Origin of the sequence: Methylobacterium komagatae, from assembly GCF_042661665.1 — a bacterium.
GTDB lineage: Bacteria > Pseudomonadota > Alphaproteobacteria > Rhizobiales > Beijerinckiaceae > Methylobacterium > Methylobacterium komagatae.
Window position 1 is genome coordinate 5,206,752 of sequence record NZ_JBHSWN010000001.1, and the last position, 25,911, is coordinate 5,232,662.

Below are 25,911 nucleotides of genomic sequence, written 5' to 3' on the forward strand. Positions count from 1 at the left end.
GGTTCGGGCCGACAGTGGCGAGTCTGACCTGTGCGCACGGTGACCGAGACCGTCTTTCCGAACAGTGAGCCGGCCGTCAAACGCCCGGCCCGCGATCTGCCGGATGTCGTCCGCCTCGCCTACATGACCTTTGTGGTCGTCGCGCTACTCAACCACACGTGGTTCACGGACCTCGCGACACCGACCCCGATCGGTGAGGTGGAAGGCGGCAGCCTCGCCACGCAGATCCTGTTTATCTCGATGATCCTCGTCGGCGTCCCGCTGGTCTGGCACTTGGGCGTGGACCGGCTTCGTCCGCTGGCGACGAAATCCGTGCTGGCCTTTGGCGGGTGGCTGCTGTTGACGTCGCTCATCTCGGGCGACCCTGCTCTCTCCCTGCGCCGCCTCGCCCTCTACGTCATCGCGGGCTTCCTGTCGGTAAGCCTGCTGGTGGTGGCGCGCTCGGCGCGGCAACTGGCCGATGCCTTCGCCATGGCAGGGCTCACCGTATTGGCTTCGAGCTATCTCGGTCTGCTCCTCGTGCCGGGCCTGACCATCCACTCCCATTTCGATCTCACCGGTGAGATCGGTCATGACGGGCTGTGGCGGGGAATCTTCTCGCACAAGAACGAGGCTGGCATGGCGATGACGATCCTCGTCATCCTCGGCCTGTTCATCGCCTCCGTGCGCAGCGCCTTGCTCGGCTGGATCATGGTGGCCGGGGCCGGAATCTTCCTGATCGGCAGTGGCTCGAAGACGCCGATGATCACGCTGGTGATGGTGCTGGGCATCTCCTGGCTCTGCGGCATCCTCCGCTCGCGCTTCCTGCGGCTGGTGCTGCTGGTCGGGCCGGTGCTTCTGCTGATGACGATTACCATCGGCTCGATCGTGCTGCCGCCGGTGCGCGCGGTGCTCGACGTAGTGCTTCCCGATGCGACCTTCACGGCGCGCAACGAGATCTGGGCCTTCGCCATCGACAACATCGTTCAGAAGCCGCTGACTGGGTTCGGTTTCGGCGCGTTCTGGATGACGGAGCGGACGGTCTACGCCTCGGTGGTGAACCCCGATTCGAACTGGGTGCAGATGGCGACCCAGGCGCATAATTCCTTCCTCGACGCGGCCGTCGCCATGGGCCTGCCGGGCTTCGTGCTGACACTGCTCGTCTTTATCGCCATGCCGACGCGGGACTTCCTCTACCGCTTGCCGCAGGGCGCGACCGATCCTTCGGCCGAGCTGTTCCTGCGGCTGTGGCAGCTGGTGCTCCTGTCGGCCTCGCTGGAGACGATCCTTTTCAACCCGAATACGCCGGCCTTCGGCATGATCGTCATGGCGATTGCGGGCCTGCGGATGCTCACGGTCCGCCCGGTCATAGCCTGAGCGACGATCCGGTAGCACTAATTGTCGATAACTGTTGCTGAACGCATTCGAGCGACTTTTTTCGATAAAATGGCAGGGACGGCTTGGTAGAGTAGGCCAAGTGCCCAAAGAAGCGGATGAGAACGTTCCGCTTCAAGTGCAATCCGGACGTTTACTTCATGCTCGATACGCGCTCGACGCCCGCCGTCAACGCTCATCCCAAGGTTGAGGCGCTTCCCGCGCTTACCTCATTGCGCTTCTTCGCGGCGGCCTATGTCGTGGCGTTCCATTACACGCCCTATTTCTTTCCGCAGGCCAGTGCATCGAGCATCGTGTCGCTTGGTTATTCCGGCGTCACCTTCTTCTTTCTGCTGTCGGGGTTCATCCTCGCCTACAATTATCGGGATGCGGACCTCTCGCAGCCCTTCGCGCGGTCGCTCTTCTATCGCGCCCGCTTCGCGCGGGTGTATCCGGTCTTCCTGCTGGCGCTGATGATCCACGTCCCGTGGTTTCTCGCCTGGGTCACGAAACAGCCCATGCCGTTGAAGGCCCTGATGGCTTCCGGCGCGATCCTGGCACCCCTCGGAATTCATGCCTGGGTGCCTGGCGCGGCCTGCTCACTCGATTGCCCGAGCTGGTCGGTCTCGGTCGAGCTGTTCTTCTACGCTCTGTTCCCGATCCTCCTGCCGCTGGTGCTACGCAACCCGAAGCAGATCGCTCTTGTCACCCTCGCCTTCTGGGCCGCGGTCGTTGCTCTGGCGACACTGGTCTGGCAAGCGTCGAGCGGCGGCGTCTCGCTGATCGCGCCGGAGGAAGGCGGGATCCGCCCCGTCCTGATCGCCGAGTTCGTGAAGTACTTCCCGCTGCTGCACCTGCCGGAATTCCTCGCGGGGCTGCTGCTCTTCGTGGCGTGGCGGAGTGTTCCGCTCTCGACGCCGCTCCTGACCGTCGCGGCTTTCTGCTTTGGCGCGCTGATCGTGACCTTCGCCCGGTTCGTGCCCGAGCCGGTCTTGCACAACGGGTTCACCGTGCTCGCCTGGGCGCCGCTCATCCTCGCCTGCGCGGCGTTGCGGCGGGGGCCGCTCTGTTCGGCACCGTTGGTCTTCCTCGGCAAGATCTCCTTCGCTCTCTACCTCCTGCACATTCCGATCTTCGCCATCCTCAACACTGCGGACAAGGTAGTTTTGCACGGCATGCTCGCCGCCCATCCGTGGCTCGGCATCGCCGCGAACAGCGCCGTGAGTCTCGTGGCGGCGTCCCTGGTTCATCTCCTGGTGGAAGAGCCGGTGCGACGCCGGATCATGCGCGGTGCGCGTCCGGCTGCCGGTCGGCCGATGCCCGTCTCACAGGCTGGGGCCTGAGCGGCTCAAGTCGCCTGCGGCACCGGGCGCGGACGGCGGTCCTCGCCGATCGCCACGAAGGTGAAGGTCGCCTCCGTGACCTTCATGGTCGCTTCGCTCGCCCGCTCCCGGCGCCAGACCTCGACCTGTATCCGCAGGGATGACCGGCCGACCTTCAGCAGCCACGCATAGATGCTCACCTCATCGCCGACGAAGACGGGATGATGGAAGGTGATCGCATCGACGGCGATGGTCGCGCAGCGGCCACGCGAGCGGCGCGCCGCGACGTTGCCCGCCGCGAGATCCATCTGCGCCATCAGCCAGCCGCCGAAGATATCTCCGGCCGGGTTGGTATCGCCGGGCATGGCGATGGTGCGGATGACCGGCGGCCCCCGATCCGTCGGTTGGTGCGGACCCTCCTCGCTCGCAACATCGTCCATGTCCCGCTCCGCTCAGCTGAAAGGCCGAGCTTTTGCGGTGCAGCGAGAAACCGTCAATCCGGGAGGGCGAAGACGACGAGGGAATCTCCGGTGCCGAAGCCGGAGGATTGGGTGAAGGACGAGCCGCCCGCCGCGACCGCCACGTATTGCCGACCGTCGATCGCGTAGGTCATGGCCGGTCCGCTGATTCCAGCGCCGCATTGGAAGCGCCACAGGATCTTGCCCGTCGCGGCGTCATGCGCGTCGAGATGCCCGTCTTCCTCGCCGGAGAAGACGAGGCCGCCCGCCGTGGCGAGCGTTCCGCCCGAGAGGCGGCTTTCTGAGCGTGTGGACCACGCGATCTTGCCACCGCCGTTCAGATCGACGGCGGTGAGCGTGCTGAAGGAAGGCTCGCCCTTCGCGACGCCCGTCTCGGTGTAGCGGATCTCCGGGCGGCCCGGCGCGGCGGGGACGGCGTTCACGGTATAGGTCGTCGCCGCATGGCGAACCTGCACGAAAGCGAGATGTCCATCATAGGCCGTAGGCGGCCACGAGACCGCCCCGAGTGGGCCCGGCGACACGACTGTGCCTTCGGGGCTCGGCGGGACGAACAGGTTCTTTTGTTTGATAAGCGGTTCAGACCGGGACAGCAGCGCCCCGCTCTGACGGTCGTGAACGTAGATCCAGCCCGTCTTGCTCGCGGAGGCTACGGCCTTGGTCCCATTCGGACCGTCGAGCAGGAAGGGCGGCGCGGCGACGTCGTAGCCCCATTCGTCGTGCGGTACTTGCTGGAAGTACCAGCGTAACGTGCCCGTGTGGACGTCGAGGGCGACGAGGCACATCGTGTAGAGATTATCGCCGGGCCGAGTGAGGCCGAAATTCTGTGGCGCCGGGTTGCCCGTGCCGAGGAACAGCAGGCCGAGAGCCGGGTCGTAGGCGGGCGTCATCCAGAGGGAGCCGCCCCCGACCCGCCACGCATCGCGGTTCGCCCCGGCGGCGGTCTTCTCGGCGGCGATGTCCCGGTGAAGGGGAATGCCATCGGCGGTCCTGTCGACGAACCCGCCTTCCCAACCTTCGGAGGGTGTGACGTACCAACGCCAGCGTTCCTCGCCGGTCTTGGCATCGTAGGCGGCGAGCCAGCCCCGGCGGCCATATCCGCCTTCGATGCCGACGACCGCGCCGCCATCGAGCCCGCCGGACGCATCCTCGACATGCAGGCCGTAGCCCGCGCCTGTGACGCCGACGATCACCAGACCCTCGGCGACCAAGGGCGGCATTTTGAAGCCGAGGCGGCTCGATCCTTGGACCGGCTTGCCGCCGAGCTTGTCCGCAAGGCCCGAGGCTGTTTCGGTCTCGCCCTCCTCCGGGCGGACTGCCTCGTGGTCCCAGACCACCTTGCCGGTCTTGGCATCGAGGGCGATGACGCGCCCGTCCATGGTCGCCTGATAGACAAGGCCCCCCGCCACCGCGACGCCCCGGTTCGAGGGCGGGCCGAAGATTTTCTCGGTGCGAGGCTTATGCAGATAGGTCCACAGCACCTTGCCAGATTTGGGATCGAGCGCCGCGACGTTGTTCTGCGTGGTCGAGAGATAGAGCACCCCATCGACCATCACGGGCTGCGCCTGGAAGTAACCGGTCACGCCGGTCTGGAACATCCAGGCGGGCCTCAGGCGGGCGACATTGCCCCGGTCGATCTGCGTCAGTTCCGAATAGTTACGGTTGCTGGCATCATGGCCGAAGGCGGGCCAATCGGTTTCCCCTGCTTGGGCAGGCAAGGCGAGGGCGAACAGCACGCCCGACAGTCTCATCACCTTCGGCACGGCGTTCCCCTCTATGTCTTTTGTGCGTTGAAGCGGGCTCAGATGCCCTTCCGCGGAGCCTTGTCCAACTGCTCCGGCGTCGCCTGCGCACCCATGGCGCGGGCCATGTCGGCCGCGCTTTTGCCCGAGGCGTCGCGCAGGTCCGGGTCGGCGCCATGGGCGAGGAGGAGATCGACTATCTCCGTCCGGTCGAACATCGCCGCCGTCATCAGCGCGGTGCGGGTGCCGTCGCCGATGCCGTCCACCTGCGCGCCATGGGCGAGCAGCAGCTTGGCGATCTCCGTCTCGCCCTTGAACGCCGCCCCGGCCAGCGGCGTCTGGCCACGATCGTTGGCGAGTTCGGGATCGCCCCCGGCTTCGAGGATGACCCGCGTCGCATCAATCTGTCCGTTATAGGCGGCCAGCATGAGGATGCTGTCGCCCTTATCGTTGCGCAGGTTGGCCGGCAGCCCCTGGGCGAACAGCTCGGCGAGTTCCTCGGCGTGACCCATCCGCGCGAACTGAAAGACCCTTCCTGCGAAGGCCAGCGTTTCAGAATCGAGTTCGGGCTTTGGATCGGTCATGCTCTGAAGGATTGCCTGCGAGAGGATTGCGACCGGTAGATGGGACGGCGACCGCCGTCGGGAAGCGTCATCCGCGCTTTCGTCCGCCACCGCCCTTGTACTTCGGGCGTTGGCCGCCGAGCCCCTGCGTGGAGCGTGCCTTCGGCCGTTCCTGCCAGACGGGCGCGCCGACAGGCAATTCCCGGTCCGTGCCCGGCCCCATATCGTCGAGGTCGGGCTTGCTGATGCGGCTTCCGCCGCGCGGTCCCTTGCTGCCGTAGCGACCCGCTTCCCGCTCGACATCGCCCTGGCGGGCCATGGGATCGTCGGATACGAGCAGTTCCGTCGCCTGAAGGCGCTTGAGCTCGTCGCGGAGGCGCGCCGCCTCCTCGAAATCCAGGTCCGCCGCCGCCGCACGCATCTGCTTCTCGAGATCCGCGAGCACGGCCTTGAGGTTGTGGCCGACCGTGACGGCATCCTTGGCGAGGCCGGTATCGACCTGCACGTGGTCGCGCTCGTAAACGCTGTTGAGGATGTCCGCGATGCCGCGCTTCACGCTCTGCGGCGTGATGCCGTGCTCCTCGTTGTAGGCCAGCTGCTTTGTGCGGCGGCGCTCGGTTTCCGCCATGGCCCGTTCCATCGAGCCGGTGATCGAGTCCGCATAGAGGATACAGCGGGCATCCGCGTTACGGGCCGCGCGGCCGATGGTCTGCACCAGCGAGGTCTCCGAGCGCAGGAAGCCTTCCTTGTCCGCGTCGAGGATGGCGACCAGCGCGCATTCCGGGATGTCGAGGCCCTCGCGCAACAGGTTGATTCCGATTAGCACGTCGAAGGCGCCGAGACGCAGGTCGCGGATGATCTCGATCCGCTCCAGCGTGTCGATGTCCGAGTGCATATAGCGGACCCGCACGCTGTTCTCGTGAAGGTACTCGGTCAGATCCTCGGCCATCCGCTTGGTCAGGGTCGTGACCAGGGTGCGGTAGCCAGCTTGTGCCACGGCCTTCACCTCGCCGAGCAGATCATCGACCTGACTGCGGGCGGGACGGATCTCGATCACCGGGTCCACGAGGCCGGTGGGGCGGATGACCTGCTCGGCGAAGACGCCGCCGGTCTGCTCCATCTCCCACTTGCCCGGCGTCGCCGAGACGTGGACCGATTGCGGACGCATGGCGTCCCATTCCTCGAACCGTAGCGGACGGTTGTCGAGACAGGAGGGCAGGCGGAAGCCGTATTCGGCCAGCGTCGCCTTCCGCCGGAAATCGCCCCGGTACATGCCGCCGATCTGCGGCACGGTCACGTGGCTCTCGTCCGTGAACACGATGGCGTTGTCGGGCAGGTACTCGAACAGGGTCGGCGGCGGCTCGCCGGGCTTCCGGCCCGTGAGGTAGCGCGAATAGTTCTCAATGCCGTTGCAGGAGCCGGTCGCCTCGATCATCTCGATGTCGAAGGTGCAGCGCTGGTCGATGCGTTGCGCCTCGATGAGGCGGCCCATGCGGGTCAGTTCCTCGATCCGGCCGTTCAGCTCGTTCTTGATGCCCTTGATCGCCTGTTGCAGCGTCGGGCGGGGCGTGACGTAGTGCGAGTTCGCGTAGACCTTCACGAACTTGAGGTCGCTGATCTTCTTGCCCGTCAGCGGGTCGAACTCCACGATGGATTCGATCTCGTCACCGAACAGGTCGATCCGCCAGCCGCGATCCTCCAAGTGGGCGGGCCAGAGTTCGATTACGTCGCCGCGCACCCTGAAGGTACCGCGGGCGAAATCGGACTGGATGCGCTTGTATTGAAGCGCCACGAGATCAGCGACCAGTTGGCGCTGCTCGATCCGCTCGCCGAGCGAGACGGTGAACGACATGGCGGTGTAGGTCTCGACCGAGCCGATACCGTAGATGCAAGAGACTGACGCCACGATGATCACGTCGTCCCGTTCCAGCAGGGCGCGGGTCGCAGAGTGGCGCATCCGGTCGATCTGCTCGTTGATCGAGGATTCCTTCTCGATGAACGTGTCGGAGCGTGGAACGTAGGCTTCCGGCTGATAGTAATCGTAGTACGAGACAAAATACTCGACTGCGTTGTCGGGAAAGAACGCCTTGAACTCGCCGTAGAGCTGCGCCGCCAGCGTCTTGTTCGGCGCGAGGATCAGCGCCGGACGCTGCGTCTCCTCGATGATCTTGGCCATGGTGAAGGTTTTGCCCGAGCCGGTGACGCCAAGCAGCACCTGATCGCGCTCATGCTCCTTGACGCCCTGCACCAGGGTGGCGATGGCGGTCGGCTGGTCACCAGCCGGAGAAAACTCCGATTTCAGGACGAACTTGACGCCGCCCTCCGACTTGGCCGGACGCTCCGGCCGGTGCGGGGTCCAGGTCTCGCCGTTCTTGAAAAGCGGGTTGCCCTCCGTGAGGAGCCGCTCGAGGGCGGTGACCGTGGCGGAGGCGCCACCATCGACGACCGGCTCGGGATCCGAGGTGCCGGCGGGCACGGGGCCGTCCTCCGGCCCGGCGAGGCCGAGGGCCTGTGCGAGCTTGGGGTCGATCTCTGCGGCGTCGCCTACGGTGAAGCCGGCTTGCGGCGCTTCCGCGAAACCTCGTCCGCCTTTCTTGCGCGCGGGCGGCTTGCCGGGCCTCGCGCCGCCCTGATCCGGCGATTTGGGCCGGGTGCGGTTGAGGGCTGGGTTCAGCAACTCGGCCAAATGGCTGTCGAGCGGCTGCAGGACGGGCTTGTCCGCCTTGGAAGCGGCAGCGGCGCGGGGCTTTTTCGGCGTCGGCATGGGGGTAATATGGGCTTCCGGGGTGGCCGGAGAAAGACGTCGCGTGCTCGTTCGCACCGCATGGAGCGCGATCCCCGTCGTGATTTCCGAATTCCGGTTTTCGCCACAGCTTGCGACCGGGCGGGCTGCGCGATACTTCATTTCCCAAGATTTGCTACGCGGAGGGGGCGGCAGGTGCAGGACCTCGATAAGGCCCTGGCCGATATCGTGGCGATTCGGACCCAGATCGCCCGCGATACGACCTTTCGCGGCCTGGGTTCCGCGACCTTGGCCGCCACGGGCGGCGTTGCCCTGGCGACGGCTGCCGGGCAGGCCCTCTGGCTCGGCAATCCGGCCAACCACGCCGGGCTCTTTTTCGCGATCTGGGTCGCTGCTGCCCTCAGCGCCTTTGCCTTGATCGGCGTCGAGGCTTTGAGGCGGACCCGCCGCCTCCATTCCGGCCTCGCCGACGCGATGGTGCTGAACGCGATCGAGGTGTTCCTTCCGTCGGCCGGCGCGGGCGCTTGCCTCGGCCTCGTCATCGCCCGCTTCGCCCCGGACCAGATCTGGCTGCTGCCGGGCCTGTGGCAGGTTCTGGTGGGCCTTGGCCTTTTCGCCTCGGCGCGGATCCTGCCCCGGGCCGTGCAGGCGATCGGCGCGTGGTATCTCATCGCCGGGCTGTCGGTGATCGCCATCGCGGCGGCCGATCACGCGTTGTCGCCCTGGACGATGGGCCTGCCCTTCGTGATCGGACAAGTGGCGCTGGCGATCGTCGTTCAACGCACGGGCGGGGGTAGCGATGGCGATCGCTGACCGTGCGACGGGCCGTTTCTCGTATGACGGCTTAGACCGGATCATTCACGAGAAGGCGCGCCTCAGCGTGCTGACCTCGCTCGCCGCCCACCCCAAGGGACTGCCCTTCCCTGATCTCAAGCGCATGTGCGGGCTCACGGACGGCAACCTCAGCCGCCATCTCTCGGTGTTGAGCGAGGCGGACTTCGTGAGTCTCGAAAAGGGCGTCTCGCAGAATCGCCCTCAAACGATCTGTCGCCTGACCCATAGTGGTCGCGAGCGTTTTCTGGGCTACCTCGCCGTTTTGGAGCAGGTCGTGCGCGACGCGGCGAGAGCCGCCGAGCGCGCGTCTGACACAGGACGTAACGGCGGCCTCAAACCGGTCACGAAACCGGCCTGACATCGCCCGACCGCTCAGCAACCGTTAACCGGCATCCGATGCACTCTGCCAACGCCGATTCGTCCGGAGACTTTACGATGCAAAGCGAAGCGGAGCCCCGCGCCCTGCACGCCGCCATCATCATGGATGGCAATGGCCGCTGGGCGACGGGTCGTGGGCTCCCCCGTCTCGCAGGCCATCGGCGCGGCGTCGAAGCCATCCGCCGGACGGCAGAGGCTTGTCCCGATCTTGGGATCGGTACTCTGACGCTCTACGCCTTCTCCGCCGATAATTGGCAGCGCCCGGCCGATGAGGTCGGTGGGCTGATGCGGCTGCTGCGCACTTACCTCCGCAACGAGACCCAGCGCCTCGCTCGCTCGGGCACGCGTCTCAGTGTGGTCGGCCGCCGTGACCGTCTGCCTGCCGGCATTCCCGAGGCCATCGCCGCCGCCGAGGCCGCAACGGCGGAGGGCCGCCGCCTGCACCTGCGGATCTGCGTCGATTACTCCGCGCGCGACGCGATCATCGAGGCAGCGCGGCGGCTCGAAGGCGGCGAGGCGACCCGGGAATCCTTCGGCGCCATGATCGCGGGAGAGATGCACGGCTCCCCGGTCGAGGTCGATCTCCTGATCCGCACCGGCGGGGAGAAGCGCCTGTCCGACTTCATGCTTTGGGAGGCGGCCTACGCCGAACTGCATTTCACTGACCGGATGTGGCCGGAATTCGGTGAGGAGGACCTCGCCCTCGCCGTGGCCGATTTCGCCCAGCGCGACCGGCGTTTCGGCGGGCTGAAATCGTCGCGGGTGATGGTGGCGGCCTGATCCGCCTCGCTTGACGCTGGCGCGCGGACGCGCAGAGGCTTTCCCGATGAGCCTGCCCCTCGCCCGCCGCCGCATCCTCCTCGTCATCGGTGGGGGAATCGCGGCCTACAAGTCCCTCGATCTCATTCGCCGCCTGCGCGAGCGTGGGGCGAGTGTGTGCCCGGTGCTGACCGCGGGCGCCCAGGAATTCGTGACGCCGCTCGCCGCCGCCGCCCTGGCGGGGGAGCGGGCGCATACGGATCTGTTCGACCGGGCGAACGAGGCCGAGATCGGCCACATCAAGCTCGCCCGGCAAGCGGATGCGGTGGTCGTCGCCCCGGCCACCGCCGACCTGATGGCGCGCATGGCCAACGGTCACGCCCCGGACCTCGCCTGTACGATCCTGCTCGCGACGACCCTGCCCATCCTCATCGCCCCGGCGATGAACGTGAAAATGTGGGCGCACCCGGCGACCCAGCGAAACCTCAACACACTCAAGGGCGATGGCGTGCGCGTCGTCGGGCCGAATGCCGGGCCGATGGCCGAGCCCGAATCGGGAGCGGGCCGGATGGCCGAGCCGACAGAAATCGCGGACGCCCTCGTGGCCATGCTGGACGAGGCCTCAGGTTCAAAGCCGGGGCTCGGCTTTCTCGCGGGGCGCCCCGGCCCGCAAGAGGCCAAGCCGCTGGCCGGACGGCGGGTGCTCGTCACGTCGGGGCCGACGCATGAGCCGATCGACCCGGTTCGTTACATCGCCAATCGCTCATCGGGCCGCCAGGGCCACGCCATCGCGACGGCGGCGGCGCAGGCCGGTGCAGCAGTCACGCTGGTCTCCGGCCCGGTCTCCCTCCCCGATCCCACGGGGGTGGACGTGGTCCATGTCGAGACCGCACGCGAGATGCTGTCGGCTGTCGAAGCGGCGCTCCCTGCCGACATCGCCATCTTCGCCGCCGCCGTGGCTGATTGGCGGCCGGAGGTCGAGGCGGCCGCTAAAAAGATCAAGAAGGATGGGTCCGGCCCCGCGCCCCTCGCGCTCGCCGAGAACCCGGATATCCTCGCGACCATCGCGAAGCGAAGCGAGGGGCGGCCCAGCCTCGTGGTCGGCTTCGCGGCCGAGACTGATTCTGTGCTTGATCACGCCCGCGCCAAGATCGCCCGGAAGGGCTGCGACCTCATCGTCGCTAACGATGTCTCGGCTGAGGGCGGGGTGATGGGGGGCGCCGAAAACACGGTGCACCTGATCAGCCGCGACGGCAGCGTCGAATCCTGGCCGCGCGCTGCCAAGGAAGAGGTGGCGCGCCGGTTGGTAGCGCGGTTCGCGGAGTTGGCGGAGGGCTGAGAAACACCTCCTCAGCACCGCTCTTCAATTATTCGTTTGCGAGGACGCAGCTAAGGCCCGGTGGCCCACCGTTCAGGCCTTCATGCGGCTTCGAGGAACAAGAAATCCTCCGCAGGCGCCGTCGCGTCGAGGATGGTGCACAGCTTCGCGACGAGGCTAGCGATCTCATCCGGGAACAGAACCGGGTGCTCCAGACCGAACGCCGTGTCGAGTGCCGGTCCGATGCTCACGAGGATCGGGGGCCGCTGCCGCTCCGGCGCGGGGCCGGTCGAGACGAGGGCGGGAAAGGCCCGGTAGGCGAGCATGGCGGCGGTGATCCGGTGCGAACGCCCTTGGTTAAGAGCGCACGGCCAAGCTGCCTGCCGCCGGTTGAACGGTGGCTGAAGGGATTCCTTACCGAAGAGTTATCCCCAGAACGTAAACGGCGTCCGCGCGCCGACGAATGCGCGGGCCGCATTGCCTCGCGCTATCCCCCGGCACTAGAAGCCCCGGAAGGCCGGTGCTTCGAAACCGGCTCAGGGAGATTGCATGCCCCGTCTGTCCCTCATCGCCGGAGCCGCACTGATCGCCATGACCGCATCCGCTAACGCCGCTGAAACCGTCACCACGCCCACCGGGCTCAAGTACCAGGACGAGGTGGTCGGCACCGGCCCCTCCCCCAAGGCCGGCCAGCAGGTCACCGTTCAGTACACGGGCTGGCTCGATGAGGGCGGCAAGAAGGGCAAGAAGTTCGACTCGTCGCGCGACCGCAATCAGCCCTTCTCCTTCACCATCGGCGCTGGCCAGGTGATCCAGGGCTGGGACCAGGGCGTGATGACCATGAAGACGGGTGGCAAGCGCACCCTGATCATCCCGCCGGAGCTGGGCTATGGCGCCCGTGGCGCGGGCGGTGTCATCCCCCCGAACGCCACGCTGATCTTCGACGTCGAGCTTCTCGGCGCGAAGTAAGCGACAGGCTGTGAGTCTGATGGCTGCGCGAGCGTAGGTCCCGCGTTTCGATGCTGTTCGCGCAGCTGTCCGATGATCTCTTCAGGCCCCTGGCCTCGCCGAGCCGCGCGTTCAACGCGGCTCTGCTTCTGCATCTGCACCGGAAGGTGCTGGGCGCCGAGCCCGTCCGGAAGGCCGGGCTCTTGGCCGAGATCGGCGATTTCGCCGCGGGATGGAGCGAGCCGGACGTCCATGGCGACGAACCCGTTCCGCCGGACCCGGTGGAGCGCCGCGCGATCCCCTATCGCCGCCTCCTCGATTCCGGCTGGCTGATCGAGCGCCGGGAACGCTACGTGCCCGTGGTCGAGTTCGACCCGGAGGCGCGGCTTCTCCTCGAAGAGCTCTCGCGCCTGGAACGGGGTGAGACGCGCTCCTACGGCGGTGCGGTGCTGGATGTCCTCGGTGGGTTGGAATCGGCCCTGGCCGATCCGGCCAACCGCTCGGAATCGCTCGCCAACGCCGCCCGCGCCGCAGACGGCTTCCTCTCGCACGTCCGGGGCCTCGCGGCGGGGATGCGGAAGGTCGAGGAGCGGATCCTCCGCGAACCCGACAGGGCCGCCTCGTTCCGCTTGTTCTTCGAGGAATTCGTCGAGCGCCACCTCATCCGCGATTACCGGACGCTCCATACCCGCTTCAATCCGTTCCGCTTCCGCGCGAGCGTCGTACGTCTCGCCCATCGCGCCCTGGGCGACGCCCTCGGCATCCGCGCCCTCGCCGAGGGAGCGGTGCGCGAGGGACGCGCGCCCGACCTCGCGGCAGGCGAGCGGATGGTGCGGGCGGATCTCGCCCAGATCCTCGCCGTGTTCGAGGGTGTCGACGGTCATCTCGACGCGGTCGACGCCGTGGTCGTGCGTCTCGAACGCCGGATCGGCGCGACCCTGCGCTATTCGGAAGCGCCTGACCCCGGTACCGTCGAGCGAATCGCCGCCCTGCTTCAGGCTGTCGGCGAGGATGACGAGGCGCCGGATGTCCCCGCCGACCTGTCGCTCCTGCGCCCGCCCCTCGGCGAGGCGCATCTGCAAACGCCCCGCGCTCGTCGCTCGGAGATCTTCATCGAGGCGCTGCCGGATCTCGACATCGACCCGGCGGTCGACGCCTTCGCGGCGGCCAAGGCCGATTTCCGCCGCCGGGTGACGGTAACGCCCGAACGCATGCGGGATTTTGTGGAGGCGAAGCTCGCGCGCGGGAAACCCCTGCGCGGTTCGGGCATCGCCATCACCGATGTCGACGACTTCGTGGTGTTTCAGCGCCTGCGCGAGATCGATCTGCTGTTCGAAGGCCAACTCGCCGATGCCTACGCGGTGACGCATCTCACCGAACGCCTCGCCAATGGCTGGCTTGATTGCCCCGATTTCGTGGTCGAGCGTCGCGCCCTAGGAATGCCCCGTGCTTGAGCCCTTCCGCGCCATCATCGACGGCGATGAACCCCCTCCTCCCGGCTCGCGTGCGCCCGATGCGGAGGAGCTGATCCGGGCCCTTCAGGTGATGCTGAAGGCGCAGGTCGTCTATGCCGACACGCCGGGAATCGGCCGGGCCTATGAACTCGCTCGGCATTATGCGCCGTTCTTCACCGACTATTTCGCCTGCCTCGGCTACGCCCTTACCGTGGCCCATCGCGATCAGATGGTCTCGCTGAGCCCGGCGGCGGACGCCCCGCGCTACGACATTGCGGGGGAGCGACTGCGCAAGGACGAGACGCTGGTGCTCCTCGCCCTGCGGCTCCTCTACGAGGAAGGCTTGCGCGACGCCCGCGTCGGGACCGATGGCATCGTGGAGTGCACGACGGACGAGATCGTCGAGAAGATCCGCACCGCCGCACGCAACGATCCGCCGGACGAAGGGCGTCTTGGGGAGATCCTGCGCCTCTTCGCCCGGCGCGGTGGCCTGAAGCTCGGCGAGCGCGATCGCATCGAGCGCGTCACGCCCCTCGCCCTTCTGCCCGGCCTGACTGTGATCGCGTCCGAGGCCTGGATGGAGCGCTTGCGCTCCTGGGCGGATGCGCGGGGTTGAGGCGCCGTTCAGCCCCCGCTGACTAGGGGCTGCTCCCAGCCTCGCAGACTTGAATCGTCGAGTGGTTCCCCTGAATGCCATCCCTTGCGTCTGGGCTCGACTCCGGCCAACTGGTCCGGCTCCCCAAGCCGGCGGGCGGATTGCATCCCTTGTACCTTCTGACCGACATCTCGATTTCCAACTGGTACCTGATCCGCCGCGAGCAGATCAGGATCCGGGGCGCGGCGGCCCTCGTCGGGCCGACCGGAGCCGGTAAGTCGACCATCTTCGATGCGGTGGGCACCGTGCTCGCGGGCAACAATGCGAGCCGCCTCGCCCTGAATGCCTCGGCGTCGGGCCGCAGCGCGCGGACGGTGCGCGACTATTGCCTGGGCTGGATCAGCGACCCGGCCGAGGGCGGGCGGCCGACTCGGGAAGCCTGCGAGACGATTCTCGCCCTCACTTTCGAGAACCCGTCCTCGGGCCGGGTCGTCACGGCGGGACTCGCTCTGGCGGCGCGGGCGGACGAGGCGAAGGAGACGGTGCTGTCGCGCTTCATCGCGGTCGGTCACCGCTTCGCCATCGCGGATTACGCGCGATCCAGTGAGGCGGGCACCTATACCGCGCCCTGGACGGAGATCGCCGCCGACCTGAAGGCCCAGGCCGAGAGCTTCACCGAGTACCGCACCTCCGGCGAGCGGTTCACCGCCGATCTCCTTGCTTCCCTGCGCGAGGGCGCGCCCGCGCCGGAGCCGCGCCACTTCCTGCGCAGCTTCGCCAATGCCGTGGCGTTCAAGCCGATCTTCGACACCAGCGCCTTCGTCCGCGCTTTCGTGCTCGATCCCGAGCCGCTGAACGTCGACCGGGTGCGCCAGTCCATCGCGACGTGGAAGTCACTGCTCGACACGCTCGGCGAGTTGGAGGCGCGGCTGGTGCGCCTGAAGCGTCTGCGCGACCGCTATGAGGCGTGGGGCGAGGCGGTGATCGCCTCGGCCGAGCATGAGTTGCGGGCGGCGGTGGCGGAACTGCGCCGCCGCACCCTCGATCTCACCGCCGTGCGCAGCAAGCTGCGCGAGGGCGCCGACGAAATGCGCCTCGCCCGGGAGCGCGTTACGGACAGCCGCGGCTTCGTGCGCGACATCGACCGTGAGATCGCCGAGAAGAAGGCTCTGAAGGCCGGGCAGGCCATGGGGGAGCGCCTCACCGCCACCGATCTCGGCCTGTCGATGCTGGAGCGCGACCGCAAGGAATTCGCCGCCCGCGTGGCCGACCTCGTCTCCCTCGTTGGGCAGATGGCGAGACTTCAATCGGTGGCGCCGGTGCTGCGGCCGGTCGCGCCTCAGGCGGCGAGGCTCGCGGAGGCCTGCGCGCGGGCAAGCCTGCGCAAGGAGACTCCCCCGGACGAGATCCTGCGCGCCGACGGTCCTCTGGCGGGGCTGGTGAAGGGCCTCGCCCGTCTCGCCCCCTTCGATGAGGCGCTGGAACGCGCGGCGGAAGATGCCGCCCTGAAGGCGCGGAGCGCCGAGGCCGAGGCCGAGCGAACCGCACCGCGCGTCGGCGGAAGCACGGGCGCGCGGCTCTCCTCCGACACCCTGGCCTTCCGCGCCGAGCTGGAGCGCAAGGGCATTGAGGCCGTCGCCATCTGTGAGCGCGCCGAAATCACGGACCCGACCTGGGGGCCGGCGATCGAGGCCCTGCTCGGCCGCGCCCGCGAGGCGCTGATCGTCGATCCGGACCGGTTGGAAGACGCGTTCGCGGTGCTCCAAGCGGGGCGCGACCGCCTCTACCGCTGCATCCTTGTGAAGACGACCGACACGGCACGGCAGCGGGCGCGCCACGACGATGACGGCGCCATGTCGCTGATAGAGACGAGCGACCCCCATGCCCGCGCCTTCCTCGGCGTGCGGATCGGCGGCTACGACCTTGCCCGCAACGATGCCGAGCTCGCCCGGCTTTCGCGCGCCGTGGCGCCGAGCGGACGCACGACCGCGGGCATGGCCTATTCGGTGACCCGCGGCGTCGATCTGATGATGACGCGCGGCCATCGCGGCCCGACGCCAGAAAGCCGCCGCGTCCACGAGAACGCTACCGCCGAGGCGCGGCGCTTGCGGGGCGAGGCTGCGGTTCTGCGCGAGGCTGCCCGCACCGCCGCAGGCATCCGGGCGCGCATCGAGCGCGGCCTCGACGACATCGATGTCCTGCGGGGCGAACTCGACGGCATCGAGGGCCGTCGCCGCTCCTTGCAAACCGAACGCGCCGAGATCGTGAAGCGCGATACGGGCGGGCTCGATGCAGAAATCGCCGCCCTCAATTCAGAGCGCGTCGCCTACCTGCGCGAATTGTCCGAGGATCTGGAACCCAAGCTCGATCGGCTGCTCGCCGAGGAAGCTGCCCTCACCGCGCGTGTCGGCACCATGCGCGAGGCGGCCCGCGCAGCGTTCGCCGCGCGGCGGGGCGCTCTGCGCAACTGCGTCGGTGGCGATGCGGCGCGGGTGCGCGTCGCGCGGATGGAGGTGTTCGATCCGGCTGTTGTCGTGTCGGCGCGCAAGGCGCTCGCAGGGCTCGATCCGAAGGGCGCCGGGGCGCTCGCCGCGTCGGAACGCAGCCGCGCCCGAGAGGCCGCGGACGCTGCCCGCTCCCATGGCCGCGTGGCCGAGCGAGAATTGGCCGAAGCCTGCGCCACGTGGCGGATCGAGAATCCGCTCCGGGCGGGTGACGTCCCGGCCATCGAAGGCTTCGCCTGGGTGCGGCGGGAATACGAGGCGGTCGAGGGCCACGAACTGCGCCGCTACCGCGATCAAGCGGCCCGTGCCGAGGCCGAGATGCGCCGCCTGATGACCGAGGACCTGCTGGCCCGCCTCGCGGACCGGTTCGAGCGTGTGCATACGAGGCTCGCGGCCCTCAACGAGCGCCTGTCGGCCCGTTCCTTCACCGGACAGACCTATGCGTTCGAGGCGGCGGTCGACCGGCGTTATGCGGCCGTCCACGCGCTGGCAGTCGAGGCCGCGCGTTCGCCGGAAGCGGCGCAGGCTCTCCTGACCGGAGAAATTGAAGGGCCGATGGCTTCGGCTCTCGCCGAGATCACTGCCCTCATCGCGGGCGAAGACGATGCGAACCGGCTCGCCGATTACCGCAACTACTTCGTCTACGAGATCGGCATGAAGGATAAGGCGGGCAACCGCACCACCATGTCGGCAAGGGCTCTACGCGGATCCGGCGGCGAGGCTCAGGCGCCGTTCTACGTCGCCATCGCGGCCTCGCTGGCCAGCGCCTACTACCCTGGCGACCGGCCGGGCGCCGAGCATCCGGGGCTCGGCCTCTGCCTGCTGGACGAGGCCTTCTCGAAGCTCGACGTGCGCAACTCTCAGGCGCTGGTCGATCTCTACCGCGCCTGGGGGCTGCAATTGCTGATCGCCGCGCCCGAAGACAAGCGGACGACCCTGACCGAGGTGATGGACACCATCGTCACGGTCTACAAGAGCCCGGACCTCTCCGCTGTAAGGATCGAATCCGAGCATCCGCTCGAAGCGGCGCGGCGTGCGCTGCATGCGATCAACCCCGACCACCGGGGGATCGAGGGCTTCCGGCAGCAGGACGCCGCGGAATAGCCCGGAGGGTGCGGGGTGGGCGGCTTCGCCGTCCCCGCAATCCCCGAAGTTCAGTTCAGGTAGGTGCGGATCCAGTTCGGGGAGAGGATCTCGCCCTCCTCGGTGATGATCCAGGGCTGCTTGGCCGGATCGGTCAGGGCGCCCGCAGCGGCGGCGATCGCCTCGCGCAGGGTGCCGTACCGCTCGGGCTGCGCCATCGGGGCGCTCGCGGGAGCCGTGCGCCAGATGGTCAGATCGGCGGGACGTTCCAGAGCTTCGGTTTCCATGGCTTCGTACTCTTCCTTCGAAAAACGCGGTCTTCGGGTCACAAGCCATCCCCCCGCAAACCCAGAGGGGTCAGCGGTGATAGGGTGGCGTCCAATACAAGCTTCTGTGCGGCAGCTTTGAGATCAGTTCTCGCCGACTTTCCGGTCCCCGCCGCGTTCGCGGCAGAGTTGTGGCGCCTTTAGTCGGCCGCCACTAAAATCCGGCGCTCGATCACTGAGCTGCACTTATGATGATTGTTCGACTCGAAAAATGACCATTCCGTTAGTGAGCCTGAGATGGTCACTCCGGCTGTAGCCGACCACCCCAGCGCATGGGGACTTGTTGACGCTTCGAACCTGAACGCGCACTTAAGGCCCCGCTAAGCCCCCGTTCCCTAGTTCATCGTCCCGGAGAGCCCCGTGCCGGACCGCACCCGACGCCTCGTGCTCGCGCTGGTTCTGCTGTTCCTGGGGCTTGCCGTGGTGCAGCCCTACGTCACGCCGCTCCTGTACTCTGCCAGCACCCCGCGCATCGTCGCCGCCAGGGGCGATCTGGCCGACAATGAGAAGTCGACGATCGCCCTGTTCGAGAGAGCCAGCCCGTCCGTAGTCCACGTCTTCGCTCAAGCTGCGGCGCAAGATCGCGGCCTGATGGATATCGACAACGAGAGTGAGGGGGAGAGCGGCAACAGCGGCACGCAGACCGGCACGGGTTTCGTCTGGGACGGCGCGGGCCACATCGTCACCAACACCCATGTGGTGCAGGCGGCAGCTCAATCGGGCGGCTCGGTCTCCGTCCGGCTGAGTTCCGGCGAGGTGGTGCCCGCCACCCTGGTCGGCATGGCACCGTCCTACGATCTCGCCGTGCTGCAACTCGGGCGCAGCCTGCATCTGCCCCCGCCGCTCGCCATTGGAACCTCGGCGGATCTGAAGGTCGGCCAATCGACCTTCGCCATCGGCAATCCGTTTGGGCTCGATCATACCCTGACGACGGGCGTGATCAGCGCCGTGCGCCGCCGCATGCCTACCAGCGAGGGGCGGGAGGTCTCGGGCGTGATCCAGACTGACGCGGCGATCAATCCCGGCAATTCCGGCGGGCCTCTGCTCGATTCCGCCGGGCGGCTGATCGGCGTGAACACCGCTATCGTCTCGCCTTCGGGCGCCAGTGCAGGCATCGGCTTCGCGATCCCCGTCGATGTGGTGAACCGGGTCGTGCCGGAATTGATCAAGGCGGGCCGTGTGCGCAATCCCGGCATCGGCATCATCGCCGGCCAGGAGGCCACCGCCGCGCGGCTCGGGATCGACGGCGTGGTCGTGCTGCGGGTTCTGCGCGGCTCGCCCGCCGCCCAGGCCGGCATCCGCGGTGTCGATGCACAGACCGGCACGATCGGAGACATCATCGTCTCGGCGGGCGGGCGAGAGGTCCATCGCCTCGCGGACCTGACTGCGGCCATCGCCGAGGCTGGGATCGGCGCCACGGTCGAACTCGGGATCCTGCGCGACGGCCGCCTGCGGCAGGTCCGCGTCGGAACAACGGACGTCGCGGAGAACCGGCAATGATGCGGCTTCCCCTTCTCGTGCTCGTGTTGCTGGTCCCAATTTCCGCTCTCGCGGCCGAACCCGAGGCACGCCCGCGCTTCTGCGCGGAGGATTTGCCGGAGGGCGTTCGCCTGCCGGGCACACCGCCCTGCCCTGCCGCGCCCAATCGGAAGCCGAAGGCCGACGGCTTCCGTGATCTCGGCAATGGCCTGTCCGTACGGATCGGCGGCCGGGTCAGCGCCGAATACGGCGTGAACCGCTGATGCTGCTGCTTCTCGGCTTGCTCGCCTGTTTCGGTCTGTGGTGGCTCTCGAAGAAACCGGGCGGTCTGGGCGCCGTCTTCGCCGCCTTCCCCCGTCACCGCCTCGCCGGATGGGCCGCATTGGCTGCGGCCGGGTTCCTGCTTCTGCACGGCAACCTGCCGCTGGCCGCGCTGCTCGGGATCGGCGGGTTGTGGAGCTTGGAGGGGCCGCAGGGCATGGGCCGACGCCTGCGCAGCCTGATGCCGGGCGGGATCGGCGCAGGGCGACGCGTGCGCACGCGCCTCATCGCCGTGGCGATTTTGCCCGATGGCAGCTTTGCGGCGGGCAGGGTTCGCGCGGGCCCACTCAGCGGGGCTCCGCTCGACGGCCTCAGCCTGCCCGCGCTCACGGAATTACACGCCCTCTGCAGGTTGGAGGACCCGGAGGGCGCAGTCGTCCTAGAGGCTTATCTCGACCGCCGGGCGCCCGGATGGCGTGTAGACGCTGAGCGCAATCGAGACGCGTGGGCGCGCGGTGCGGCGAAGCCAGGGACGATGGCGCAGGAGGAGGCGTACCAGATCCTGGGGCTTGAGAGCGGGGCGACCACTGAGCAGATCCGGACGGCCCACCGGACGCTGATGAAGCGCGCCCACCCCGACCAGGGGGAAGTGCCGAGGGGCGGCGCGGCTCAACGCGGCCCGGGATCGTTTGCTGAACCGACATCGCTGAACTCCACGCGCGTTGCCAGGTTGCGTCGATTATCGGCGGCTCCGTACGGGGCGCCGCCGAGTGTGAGGCACCCGGCGTCATGGGCCGGGTGCGATTTCAGGATGGTAAGCGAAATGTCTTGAAAGGGCGTTTCCGCGCCGAAACTAGCTGCGAGTCGCGAAGCAGCTGAAGCCGCTGCGCTTCAGGGCGAGGCAGGCGTCCTGCGCGGTTTCCTGCTCGGAGAAGCCGGAGAAGCGGGCGCGGTAGAGCGTGGCGCCGCCATGCTCGACCTTCACGGTGTACGGGGCGGCCTTGGACAGGCTGCCGCCGACCTTCGCGCGGGCCTGCGACAGCATCGAACGTGCCTTCTCTTCGTCGTCCATCGCGCCGAGCTGAATCACCCAGGCGGTCGGCGTCATCTTCGGGCCGGACAGGGGCTTCGGCGGCTCGTCGCGCTCGTTCGAGCCGACGCGAGCCGAGATCTTGCCGTTGCCGGGGAAGGAGGGCTGCACGGCCTGCTCGGCATAGGCCTGAGCCGCCTTCGGCAGGGCCTGGAGGCCGGAGCGGCTGCTGCTGCCCGGCGTCGTCGTGCGGGCGGGGGAGATATCCAGGGGCTCACCGGTGGAGTTCGTCGTCTCCACATCGTCCTCTTCCGCCGAGGCGACCTGGGTGCGGGTCCGCGACACCGCATCGGCCACGACCGCCGGGCGGGCGCTCGCCACCTCGGTCACAGGCGCGGCGGTTCGAGCGCCGGCATAGGCCCGCGGCAGGTTGCTGCGCACGAGGTTGGCCATGATCTGGTCACGGCTGGCACCGGACCGGCCGCCGAGGACGATGGCGACGATCTGGTGCCCATCGGACTTCGCTGCGGTCATCAGGTTGAAGCCCGAATCGCGGGTGTAGCCGGTCTTGATGCCGTCCACGCCCTCGACATTGCCGAGCAGGCGGTTGTGGTTGCCGATCACCCGGCCTCGGAAGGCGAAGGAGCGAGTCTGGAAATAGCGGTAGTAGCGCGGGAAGCGGTCCTGGATCGCGCGGGCGAGGATCGTCAGGTCGCGGGCGGTGGTGAGCTGCTCGGGGTCCGGCAGGCCGGATGCGTTGGCGTAGTGCGTGCGGCTCATACCGAGCGAACGGGCCTTGGCCGTCATCATCTCCGCGAAACGCTCCTCGGACCCGGCGATGTTCTCACCGATGGCGCAGGCGACGTCGTTGGCGGACTTCGTGACGATCGATTTGATGGCGTCTTCGACGGTGATCGTCTGGCCGGGGCGGATGCCGAGCTTCGAGGGCGCCTGGGCAGCGGCGTGGGCCGAGATCGTCAGTTCAGAATCGAGGGCAAACTTGCCGCGCTCCATCTGCTCGAACAGCATGTAGAGCGTCATGACCTTGGTGATCGAGGCCGGATGGCGCAGCGCATCCTCGTTCACCGCGTGGAGCGTCTTGCCGGTCTTGGCATCAACGACCATCGCCGCGTAGGGCGGGTTGTAGCCGCCACCGGACACATGTCTGTGATGGGCGGCGTGCTTGCCGTGGCGTCCTCGCCGCGCGTCGGCGGGGGTTACGAACGCGCTCATGACCGCTACGGCCGCCAGTGCAGCAGGCACTGCACGCGCCGTAAGGCGGGGAACTCCAACGATACGCATGCGCCTGAACGCCCTCACCGTGCCGGCTCCGCACCGGCCTCCGCCCCTCGCAAGGACGCCCGGCGTCGCGGTGCGTCCACATCGGTGAAACATGAAGTTGAGCGGTTACGGGCGGGTTAACCGGATTGACGTTGAACGCTTTTCTTCCAAACCTGATCGACGCTTGACGCTCGCTGGGGCGGCGCACACACTCCTTCGCCGTTCGAGCCGCGCATGCCCCTGCACTCGTGGGGCGGCCCGACGAATGAGGCTGCCCGATGCCGCTATCCCTCGCCCTCCACACCGCCGGGCGACGGCGCGAGCCGTGAGGTTTCCCGCGCCAGCGTTCGTGTTTCTCCGCACCGATCCGGGCTGCGCAAAGCCTCGCGCGGTTCTAAGTTCGGACACGAGCGCGCAGGCGTCTGGCGAAGTCGGCTCACCGTCTGTAGATTGCGCTGGGAGCGACGAAGGTTCGGTCGGACAGCGCCGATTCCACCGATCGCATGACAGCTTCGGGGGACGGTCTGCCCAGCCTCAAGGGATCGGTTCGACGGATATGATACGCGTCCCAAATATGGGAACGGAGCCAGTGCGGACGGCGTTCGCGATCACTGCCACGGGTTCAAGGGAGCCGGGGGGCGATGACCGCTCGAACACCGCCATCATCACCCGCACCAAGCCGCGCACGAAGCGGCCCAGCCTCTACCGTGTTCTGCTGCTCAATGACGACTACACCCCGATGGAGTTCGTGGTGCTGGTGGTCGAGCGGTTCTTCAACAAGAGCCACGAGGACGCGTACCGGATCATGATGCACGTTCATCAGAACGGCGTCGGTGAGTGCGGGGTGTTCACCTACGAGGTCGCGGAGACCAAGGTGACGCAGGTCATGGACTTTGCCCGCAAGCACCAACATCCTCTCCAGTGCGTTATGGAAAAGAAATAGGCGCCGCTCGCGGTAGGCACGAAGGACAGAGGCCCGCTTTGCCAAGCTTCTCACGCAGCCTAGAACAAGCCCTCCACCGGGCGCTCGCCCTGGCAGGAGAGCGCCGCCACGAATACGCGACGCTCGAACATCTCCTGTTAGCCCTGGTCGATGATCAGGACGCGGCCGCCGTCATGCGAGCCTGCAATGTCGAGATCGACACGCTGCGCCGCAGCCTCGTCGAATATGTCGACACCGAACTCTCCAACCTGACCGGCGACGGACGCCAGGATGCGAAGCCCACGGCGGGCTTCCAGCGGGTGATCCAGCGAGCGGTGATCCACGTCCAATCCTCCGGACGCGAGGAAGTGACCGGCGCGAACGTGCTCGTGGCGATCTTCGCCGAGCGCGAGAGCCACGCCGCCTACTTCCTGCAGGAGCAGGACATGACCCGCTACGACGCGGTCAATTACATCAGCCACGGCATCGCCAAGCGCCCCGGCGCCAGCGACGCCAAGCCGGTGCGTGGTGCCGAGGAAGAGGGCCCGGCCGAGCGTCCGAGCGACGACGGAGAGGCGCGCGGCACGAAGAAGAAGGGCGACGCACTCGACGCCTACTGCGTCAACCTCAACAAGAAGGCCCGCGAGGGCAAGATCGACCCGCTGATCGGCCGCCACGCTGAGGTGGAGCGGACGATCCAGGTGCTCTGCCGCCGCCAGAAGAACAACCCGCTGCTGGTGGGCGACCCTGGCGTCGGCAAGACCGCCATCGCGGAGGGCCTCGCCCGCAAGATCATCCAGCACGAGGTGCCGGAGGTTCTTGCCGAGGCGACCGTGTTCTCCCTCGACATGGGAACGCTGCTCGCTGGCACCCGCTATCGCGGTGACTTCGAGGAGCGCCTCAAGCAGGTGATGAAGGAGATCGAGGCGCACCCGAACGCCATCATGTTCATCGACGAGATCCACACGGTGATCGGCGCCGGTGCGACCTCCGGTGGCGCGATGGATGCGTCGAATCTGCTGAAGCCCGCCCTCGCATCGGGGACGCTGCGTTGCATCGGCTCGACTACCTACAAGGAGTACCGCCAGTACTTCGAGAAGGACCGCGCCCTGGTGCGTCGCTTCCAGAAGATCGACGTCAACGAGCCGTCGATCCCGGACGCGATCGAGATCGTGAAGGGTCTGCGCCCGTATTTCGAGGAGTTCCACAAGCTCAAGTACACGACCGACGCCGTGAAGGCGGCCGTGGAGCTGTCGGCGCGCTACATCAACGACCGCAAGCTGCCTGACAAGGCGATCGATGTGATCGACGAGACCGGCGCCTCGCAGATGCTCGTGCCGGAGGCTCGCCGCAAGCGGACCATCGGCGTGAAGGAGATCGAGGCGACTATCGCCACGATGGCCCGCATCCCGCCGAAGACCGTCTCGAAGGACGACGCGGTGGTTCTCCAGAACCTGACGGAGAGCCTGAAGCGGGTGGTCTACGGTCAGACTGGCGCGATCGAAGCCCTCACCTCGGCGATCAAGCTTGCCCGCGCGGGCCTGCGCGATCCGGACAAGCCGATCGGTTCGTACCTGTTCGCGGGCCCGACCGGCGTCGGCAAGACCGAGGCGGCCAAGCAACTCGCGGCGTCGCTCGGCGTCGAGATGCTGCGCTTCGACATGTCGGAATACATGGAGCGGCACACCGTTTCGCGCCTGATCGGTGCGCCCCCGGCTATGTCGGCTTCGACCAAGGCGGGCTGCTGACCGACGGTATCGACCAGCATCCGCATTGCGTGCTGCTGCTCGATGAGATCGAGAAGGCGCACCCCGACCTGTTCAACATCCTGCTGCAGGTGATGGACCACGGGAAGCTGACCGACCACAACGGCAAGCAGGTCGATTTCCGCAACGTCATCATCATCATGACGTCGAACGCAGGCGCGTCCGATCTCGCGAAGTCGGCCTATGGCTTCACTCAGAACAAGCGCTCGGGTGACGACGTGGAGGCGATCAACCGTCTCTTCGCGCCGGAATTCCGCAACCGTCTCGATGCGATCATCTCGTTCGGCCACCTGCCGAAGGAGGTCGTGGCCAAGGTGGTGGACAAGTTCGTGCTCCAGCTCGAAGCGCAGCTTGCCGACCGCAACGTTACCATTGGCTCTCGGACGAAGCGCGCGATTGGCTCGTGGAGCACGGCTACGACGATGCGATGGGCGCACGGCCCATGGCTCGGCTGATCCAGTCCACGATAAAGACGCCGCTCGCAGACGAGGTGCTGTTCGGGAAACTGAAGGATGGCGGCGCAGTGCGCGTCGTGGTGCGCAAGCCTGAGGATGCCGAGGCCAAGGCCGGTGCGAAGGACTCGCTGGCCTTCGAGTTCCCGGCAGGGCCGGCCATGCCGAAGCCCGAAGCGGATGTGGCCAACGCGACAAAGCGCAAGCGCGCGAAGCCCCGTTCGGTGACGCGGAAGAAGACGCCCAAGAACGACAAGGGCGGTGGTGGCTCCGGCGGCGGTGTGAAGACCGTGCCCAAAGTGCCTCTGGTCCGGGCCTGATG

Annotated in this window: 21 protein-coding genes and 1 pseudogene; 15 read left to right on the forward strand and 7 right to left on the reverse strand. The window is 67.5% G+C overall.

Annotated elements, in window-relative coordinates:
- Positions 1-39: 39 nt before the first annotated feature.
- Positions 40-1,356, forward strand: coding sequence for an O-antigen ligase family protein (locus ACFQE0_RS25615; protein ID WP_378974703.1), 1,317 nt, complete (start codon positions 40-42; stop codon positions 1,354-1,356).
- Between the two features lie 158 nt (positions 1,357-1,514).
- Positions 1,515-2,696, forward strand: a complete 1,182-nt coding sequence (locus ACFQE0_RS25620; protein WP_378974705.1) for an acyltransferase family protein — start codon at positions 1,515-1,517, stop codon at positions 2,694-2,696.
- Between the two features lie 5 nt (positions 2,697-2,701).
- Here ACFQE0_RS25620 and ACFQE0_RS25625 read toward each other — a convergent pair whose 3' ends face one another.
- The 4 genes from ACFQE0_RS25625 to uvrB form a co-directional block, all read right to left on the reverse strand.
- Positions 2,702-3,115 (reverse strand): acyl-CoA thioesterase, encoded by a 414-nt coding sequence (locus ACFQE0_RS25625; RefSeq protein ID WP_378974707.1) that lies wholly within the window; start codon positions 3,113-3,115, stop codon positions 2,702-2,704.
- A 53-nt stretch (positions 3,116-3,168) separates the two neighbouring features.
- Entirely contained in the window at positions 3,169-4,902 is a 1,734-nt protein-coding gene (locus ACFQE0_RS25630; protein WP_378975705.1) for a pyrroloquinoline quinone-dependent dehydrogenase, read from the reverse strand.
- A 50-nt stretch (positions 4,903-4,952) separates the two neighbouring features.
- The gene (locus ACFQE0_RS25635) at positions 4,953-5,477 is read right to left on the reverse strand and encodes an ankyrin repeat domain-containing protein (protein WP_378974710.1); all 525 of its coding nucleotides are present in this window, start codon (positions 5,475-5,477) and stop codon (positions 4,953-4,955) included.
- 67 nt (positions 5,478-5,544) lie between these two features.
- Positions 5,545-8,220, reverse strand: coding sequence for an excinuclease ABC subunit UvrB (uvrB, locus tag ACFQE0_RS25640; RefSeq protein WP_378974713.1), 2,676 nt, complete (start codon positions 8,218-8,220; stop codon positions 5,545-5,547).
- Between the two features lie 174 nt (positions 8,221-8,394).
- On the opposite strand from uvrB, the gene ACFQE0_RS25645 reads away from it, so the two are divergent.
- The 4 genes from ACFQE0_RS25645 (at position 8,395) to coaBC (ending at position 11,509) form a co-directional block, all read left to right on the forward strand.
- Positions 8,395-9,012, forward strand: coding sequence for a hypothetical protein (locus ACFQE0_RS25645; RefSeq protein WP_378974716.1), 618 nt, complete (start codon positions 8,395-8,397; stop codon positions 9,010-9,012).
- Positions 8,999-9,391 carry a transcriptional regulator gene (locus ACFQE0_RS25650; RefSeq protein ID WP_378974719.1) on the forward strand — a complete coding sequence of 131 codons (393 nt, stop codon included), beginning with the start codon at positions 8,999-9,001 and terminating at the stop codon, positions 9,389-9,391. The genes ACFQE0_RS25645 and ACFQE0_RS25650 overlap by 14 nt, the downstream gene beginning before the upstream one ends.
- 77 nt (positions 9,392-9,468) lie before the next feature.
- Complete coding sequence (locus ACFQE0_RS25655) at positions 9,469-10,191, forward strand: di-trans,poly-cis-decaprenylcistransferase (protein WP_378974721.1); 723 nt, start codon at positions 9,469-9,471, stop codon at positions 10,189-10,191.
- Positions 10,192-10,237: 46 nt separating this feature from the next.
- Positions 10,238-11,509 (forward strand): bifunctional phosphopantothenoylcysteine decarboxylase/phosphopantothenate--cysteine ligase CoaBC, encoded by a 1,272-nt coding sequence (gene coaBC, locus ACFQE0_RS25660; protein WP_378974723.1) that lies wholly within the window; start codon positions 10,238-10,240, stop codon positions 11,507-11,509.
- 80 nt (positions 11,510-11,589) lie between these two features.
- On the opposite strand, the gene ACFQE0_RS25665 is transcribed toward coaBC, so the two are convergent.
- On the reverse strand, positions 11,590-11,814 hold the full coding sequence (locus ACFQE0_RS25665) for a hypothetical protein (RefSeq protein ID WP_378974726.1): 225 nt from the start codon (positions 11,812-11,814) through the stop codon (positions 11,590-11,592).
- A gap of 223 nt (positions 11,815-12,037) precedes the next feature.
- On the opposite strand from ACFQE0_RS25665, the gene ACFQE0_RS25670 reads away from it, so the two are divergent.
- The 4 genes from ACFQE0_RS25670 to ACFQE0_RS25685 all read left to right on the forward strand — a co-directional run bounded on the left by ACFQE0_RS25670 (position 12,038) and on the right by ACFQE0_RS25685 (position 18,093).
- Entirely contained in the window at positions 12,038-12,457 is a 420-nt protein-coding gene (locus ACFQE0_RS25670) for an FKBP-type peptidyl-prolyl cis-trans isomerase (protein WP_378974729.1), read from the forward strand.
- A gap of 50 nt (positions 12,458-12,507) precedes the next feature.
- Positions 12,508-13,890 carry a Wadjet anti-phage system protein JetA family protein gene (locus ACFQE0_RS25675; RefSeq protein ID WP_378974731.1) on the forward strand — a complete coding sequence of 461 codons (1,383 nt, stop codon included), beginning with the start codon at positions 12,508-12,510 and terminating at the stop codon, positions 13,888-13,890.
- Positions 13,883-14,506, forward strand: coding sequence for a DUF4194 domain-containing protein (locus ACFQE0_RS25680; RefSeq protein ID WP_378974733.1), 624 nt, complete (start codon positions 13,883-13,885; stop codon positions 14,504-14,506). The genes ACFQE0_RS25675 and ACFQE0_RS25680 overlap by 8 nt, the downstream gene beginning before the upstream one ends.
- Positions 14,507-14,655: 149 nt before the next feature.
- Positions 14,656-18,093: an SbcC/MukB-like Walker B domain-containing protein gene (locus ACFQE0_RS25685; RefSeq protein ID WP_378974735.1), complete on the forward strand. Its 3,438-nt coding sequence runs from the start codon at positions 14,656-14,658 to the stop codon at positions 18,091-18,093.
- Between the two features lie 50 nt (positions 18,094-18,143).
- On the opposite strand, the gene ACFQE0_RS25690 is transcribed toward ACFQE0_RS25685, so the two are convergent.
- A complete protein-coding gene (locus ACFQE0_RS25690) occupies positions 18,144-18,359 on the reverse strand; it encodes a hypothetical protein (protein ID WP_378974737.1) in 216 nt (71 codons plus the stop codon).
- 399 nt (positions 18,360-18,758) lie between these two features.
- On the opposite strand from ACFQE0_RS25690, the gene ACFQE0_RS25695 reads away from it, so the two are divergent.
- The 3 genes from ACFQE0_RS25695 to ACFQE0_RS25705 are packed head-to-tail and all read left to right on the forward strand — an operon-like array spanning position 18,759 to position 20,970.
- Positions 18,759-19,898, forward strand: a complete 1,140-nt coding sequence (locus tag ACFQE0_RS25695; RefSeq protein WP_378974740.1) for a S1C family serine protease — start codon at positions 18,759-18,761, stop codon at positions 19,896-19,898.
- A complete protein-coding gene (locus ACFQE0_RS25700; protein WP_378974742.1) occupies positions 19,895-20,140 on the forward strand; it encodes a hypothetical protein in 246 nt (81 codons plus the stop codon). Before ACFQE0_RS25695 ends, ACFQE0_RS25700 begins: the two co-directional genes overlap by 4 nt.
- Positions 20,140-20,970, forward strand: coding sequence for a J domain-containing protein (locus ACFQE0_RS25705; RefSeq protein ID WP_378974745.1), 831 nt, complete (start codon positions 20,140-20,142; stop codon positions 20,968-20,970). Before ACFQE0_RS25700 ends, ACFQE0_RS25705 begins: the two co-directional genes overlap by 1 nt.
- A 21-nt stretch (positions 20,971-20,991) precedes the next feature.
- Here ACFQE0_RS25705 and ACFQE0_RS25710 read toward each other — a convergent pair whose 3' ends face one another.
- Entirely contained in the window at positions 20,992-22,470 is a 1,479-nt protein-coding gene (locus ACFQE0_RS25710) for a D-alanyl-D-alanine carboxypeptidase (protein ID WP_378974747.1), read from the reverse strand.
- 535 nt (positions 22,471-23,005) lie between these two features.
- Here ACFQE0_RS25710 and clpS point away from each other — a divergent pair.
- Both clpS and clpA read left to right on the forward strand, forming a co-directional pair.
- A complete protein-coding gene (gene clpS / locus ACFQE0_RS25715) occupies positions 23,006-23,392 on the forward strand; it encodes an ATP-dependent Clp protease adapter ClpS (protein WP_378974750.1) in 387 nt (128 codons plus the stop codon).
- A gap of 38 nt (positions 23,393-23,430) precedes the next feature.
- A pseudogene (clpA, locus tag ACFQE0_RS25720) lies at positions 23,431-25,909 on the forward strand (ATP-dependent Clp protease ATP-binding subunit ClpA).
- Positions 25,910-25,911 lie beyond the last annotated feature (2 nt).

What these genes read in the sequence shown, in the direction of transcription:
- coaBC (WP_378974723.1), top strand. Translation starts at nt 10,238, where the DNA reads ATGAGCCTGCCCCTCGCCCGCCGCCGCATCCTCCTCGTCATCGGTGGG.
- ACFQE0_RS25655 (WP_378974721.1), top strand. Translation starts at nt 9,469, where the DNA reads ATGCAAAGCGAAGCGGAGCCCCGCGCCCTGCACGCCGCCATCATCATG.
- ACFQE0_RS25625 (WP_378974707.1), bottom strand. Translation starts at nt 3,115, where the DNA reads ATGGACGATGTTGCGAGCGAGGAGGGTCCGCACCAACCGACGGATCGG.
- ACFQE0_RS25630 (WP_378975705.1), bottom strand. Translation starts at nt 4,902, where the DNA reads ATGAGACTGTCGGGCGTGCTGTTCGCCCTCGCCTTGCCTGCCCAAGCA.
- ACFQE0_RS25675 (WP_378974731.1), top strand. Translation starts at nt 12,508, where the DNA reads ATGCTGTTCGCGCAGCTGTCCGATGATCTCTTCAGGCCCCTGGCCTCG.
- ACFQE0_RS25705 (WP_378974745.1), top strand. Translation starts at nt 20,140, where the DNA reads ATGCTGCTGCTTCTCGGCTTGCTCGCCTGTTTCGGTCTGTGGTGGCTC.
- uvrB (WP_378974713.1), bottom strand. Translation starts at nt 8,220, where the DNA reads ATGCCGACGCCGAAAAAGCCCCGCGCCGCTGCCGCTTCCAAGGCGGAC.
- ACFQE0_RS25650 (WP_378974719.1), top strand. Translation starts at nt 8,999, where the DNA reads ATGGCGATCGCTGACCGTGCGACGGGCCGTTTCTCGTATGACGGCTTA.
- ACFQE0_RS25670 (WP_378974729.1), top strand. Translation starts at nt 12,038, where the DNA reads ATGCCCCGTCTGTCCCTCATCGCCGGAGCCGCACTGATCGCCATGACC.
- ACFQE0_RS25690 (WP_378974737.1), bottom strand. Translation starts at nt 18,359, where the DNA reads ATGGAAACCGAAGCTCTGGAACGTCCCGCCGATCTGACCATCTGGCGC.
- ACFQE0_RS25635 (WP_378974710.1), bottom strand. Translation starts at nt 5,477, where the DNA reads ATGACCGATCCAAAGCCCGAACTCGATTCTGAAACGCTGGCCTTCGCA.
- clpS (WP_378974750.1), top strand. Translation starts at nt 23,006, where the DNA reads ATGATACGCGTCCCAAATATGGGAACGGAGCCAGTGCGGACGGCGTTC.
- ACFQE0_RS25620 (WP_378974705.1), top strand. Translation starts at nt 1,515, where the DNA reads ATGCTCGATACGCGCTCGACGCCCGCCGTCAACGCTCATCCCAAGGTT.
- ACFQE0_RS25665 (WP_378974726.1), bottom strand. Translation starts at nt 11,814, where the DNA reads ATGCTCGCCTACCGGGCCTTTCCCGCCCTCGTCTCGACCGGCCCCGCG.
- ACFQE0_RS25710 (WP_378974747.1), bottom strand. Translation starts at nt 22,470, where the DNA reads ATGCGTATCGTTGGAGTTCCCCGCCTTACGGCGCGTGCAGTGCCTGCT.
- ACFQE0_RS25700 (WP_378974742.1), top strand. Translation starts at nt 19,895, where the DNA reads ATGATGCGGCTTCCCCTTCTCGTGCTCGTGTTGCTGGTCCCAATTTCC.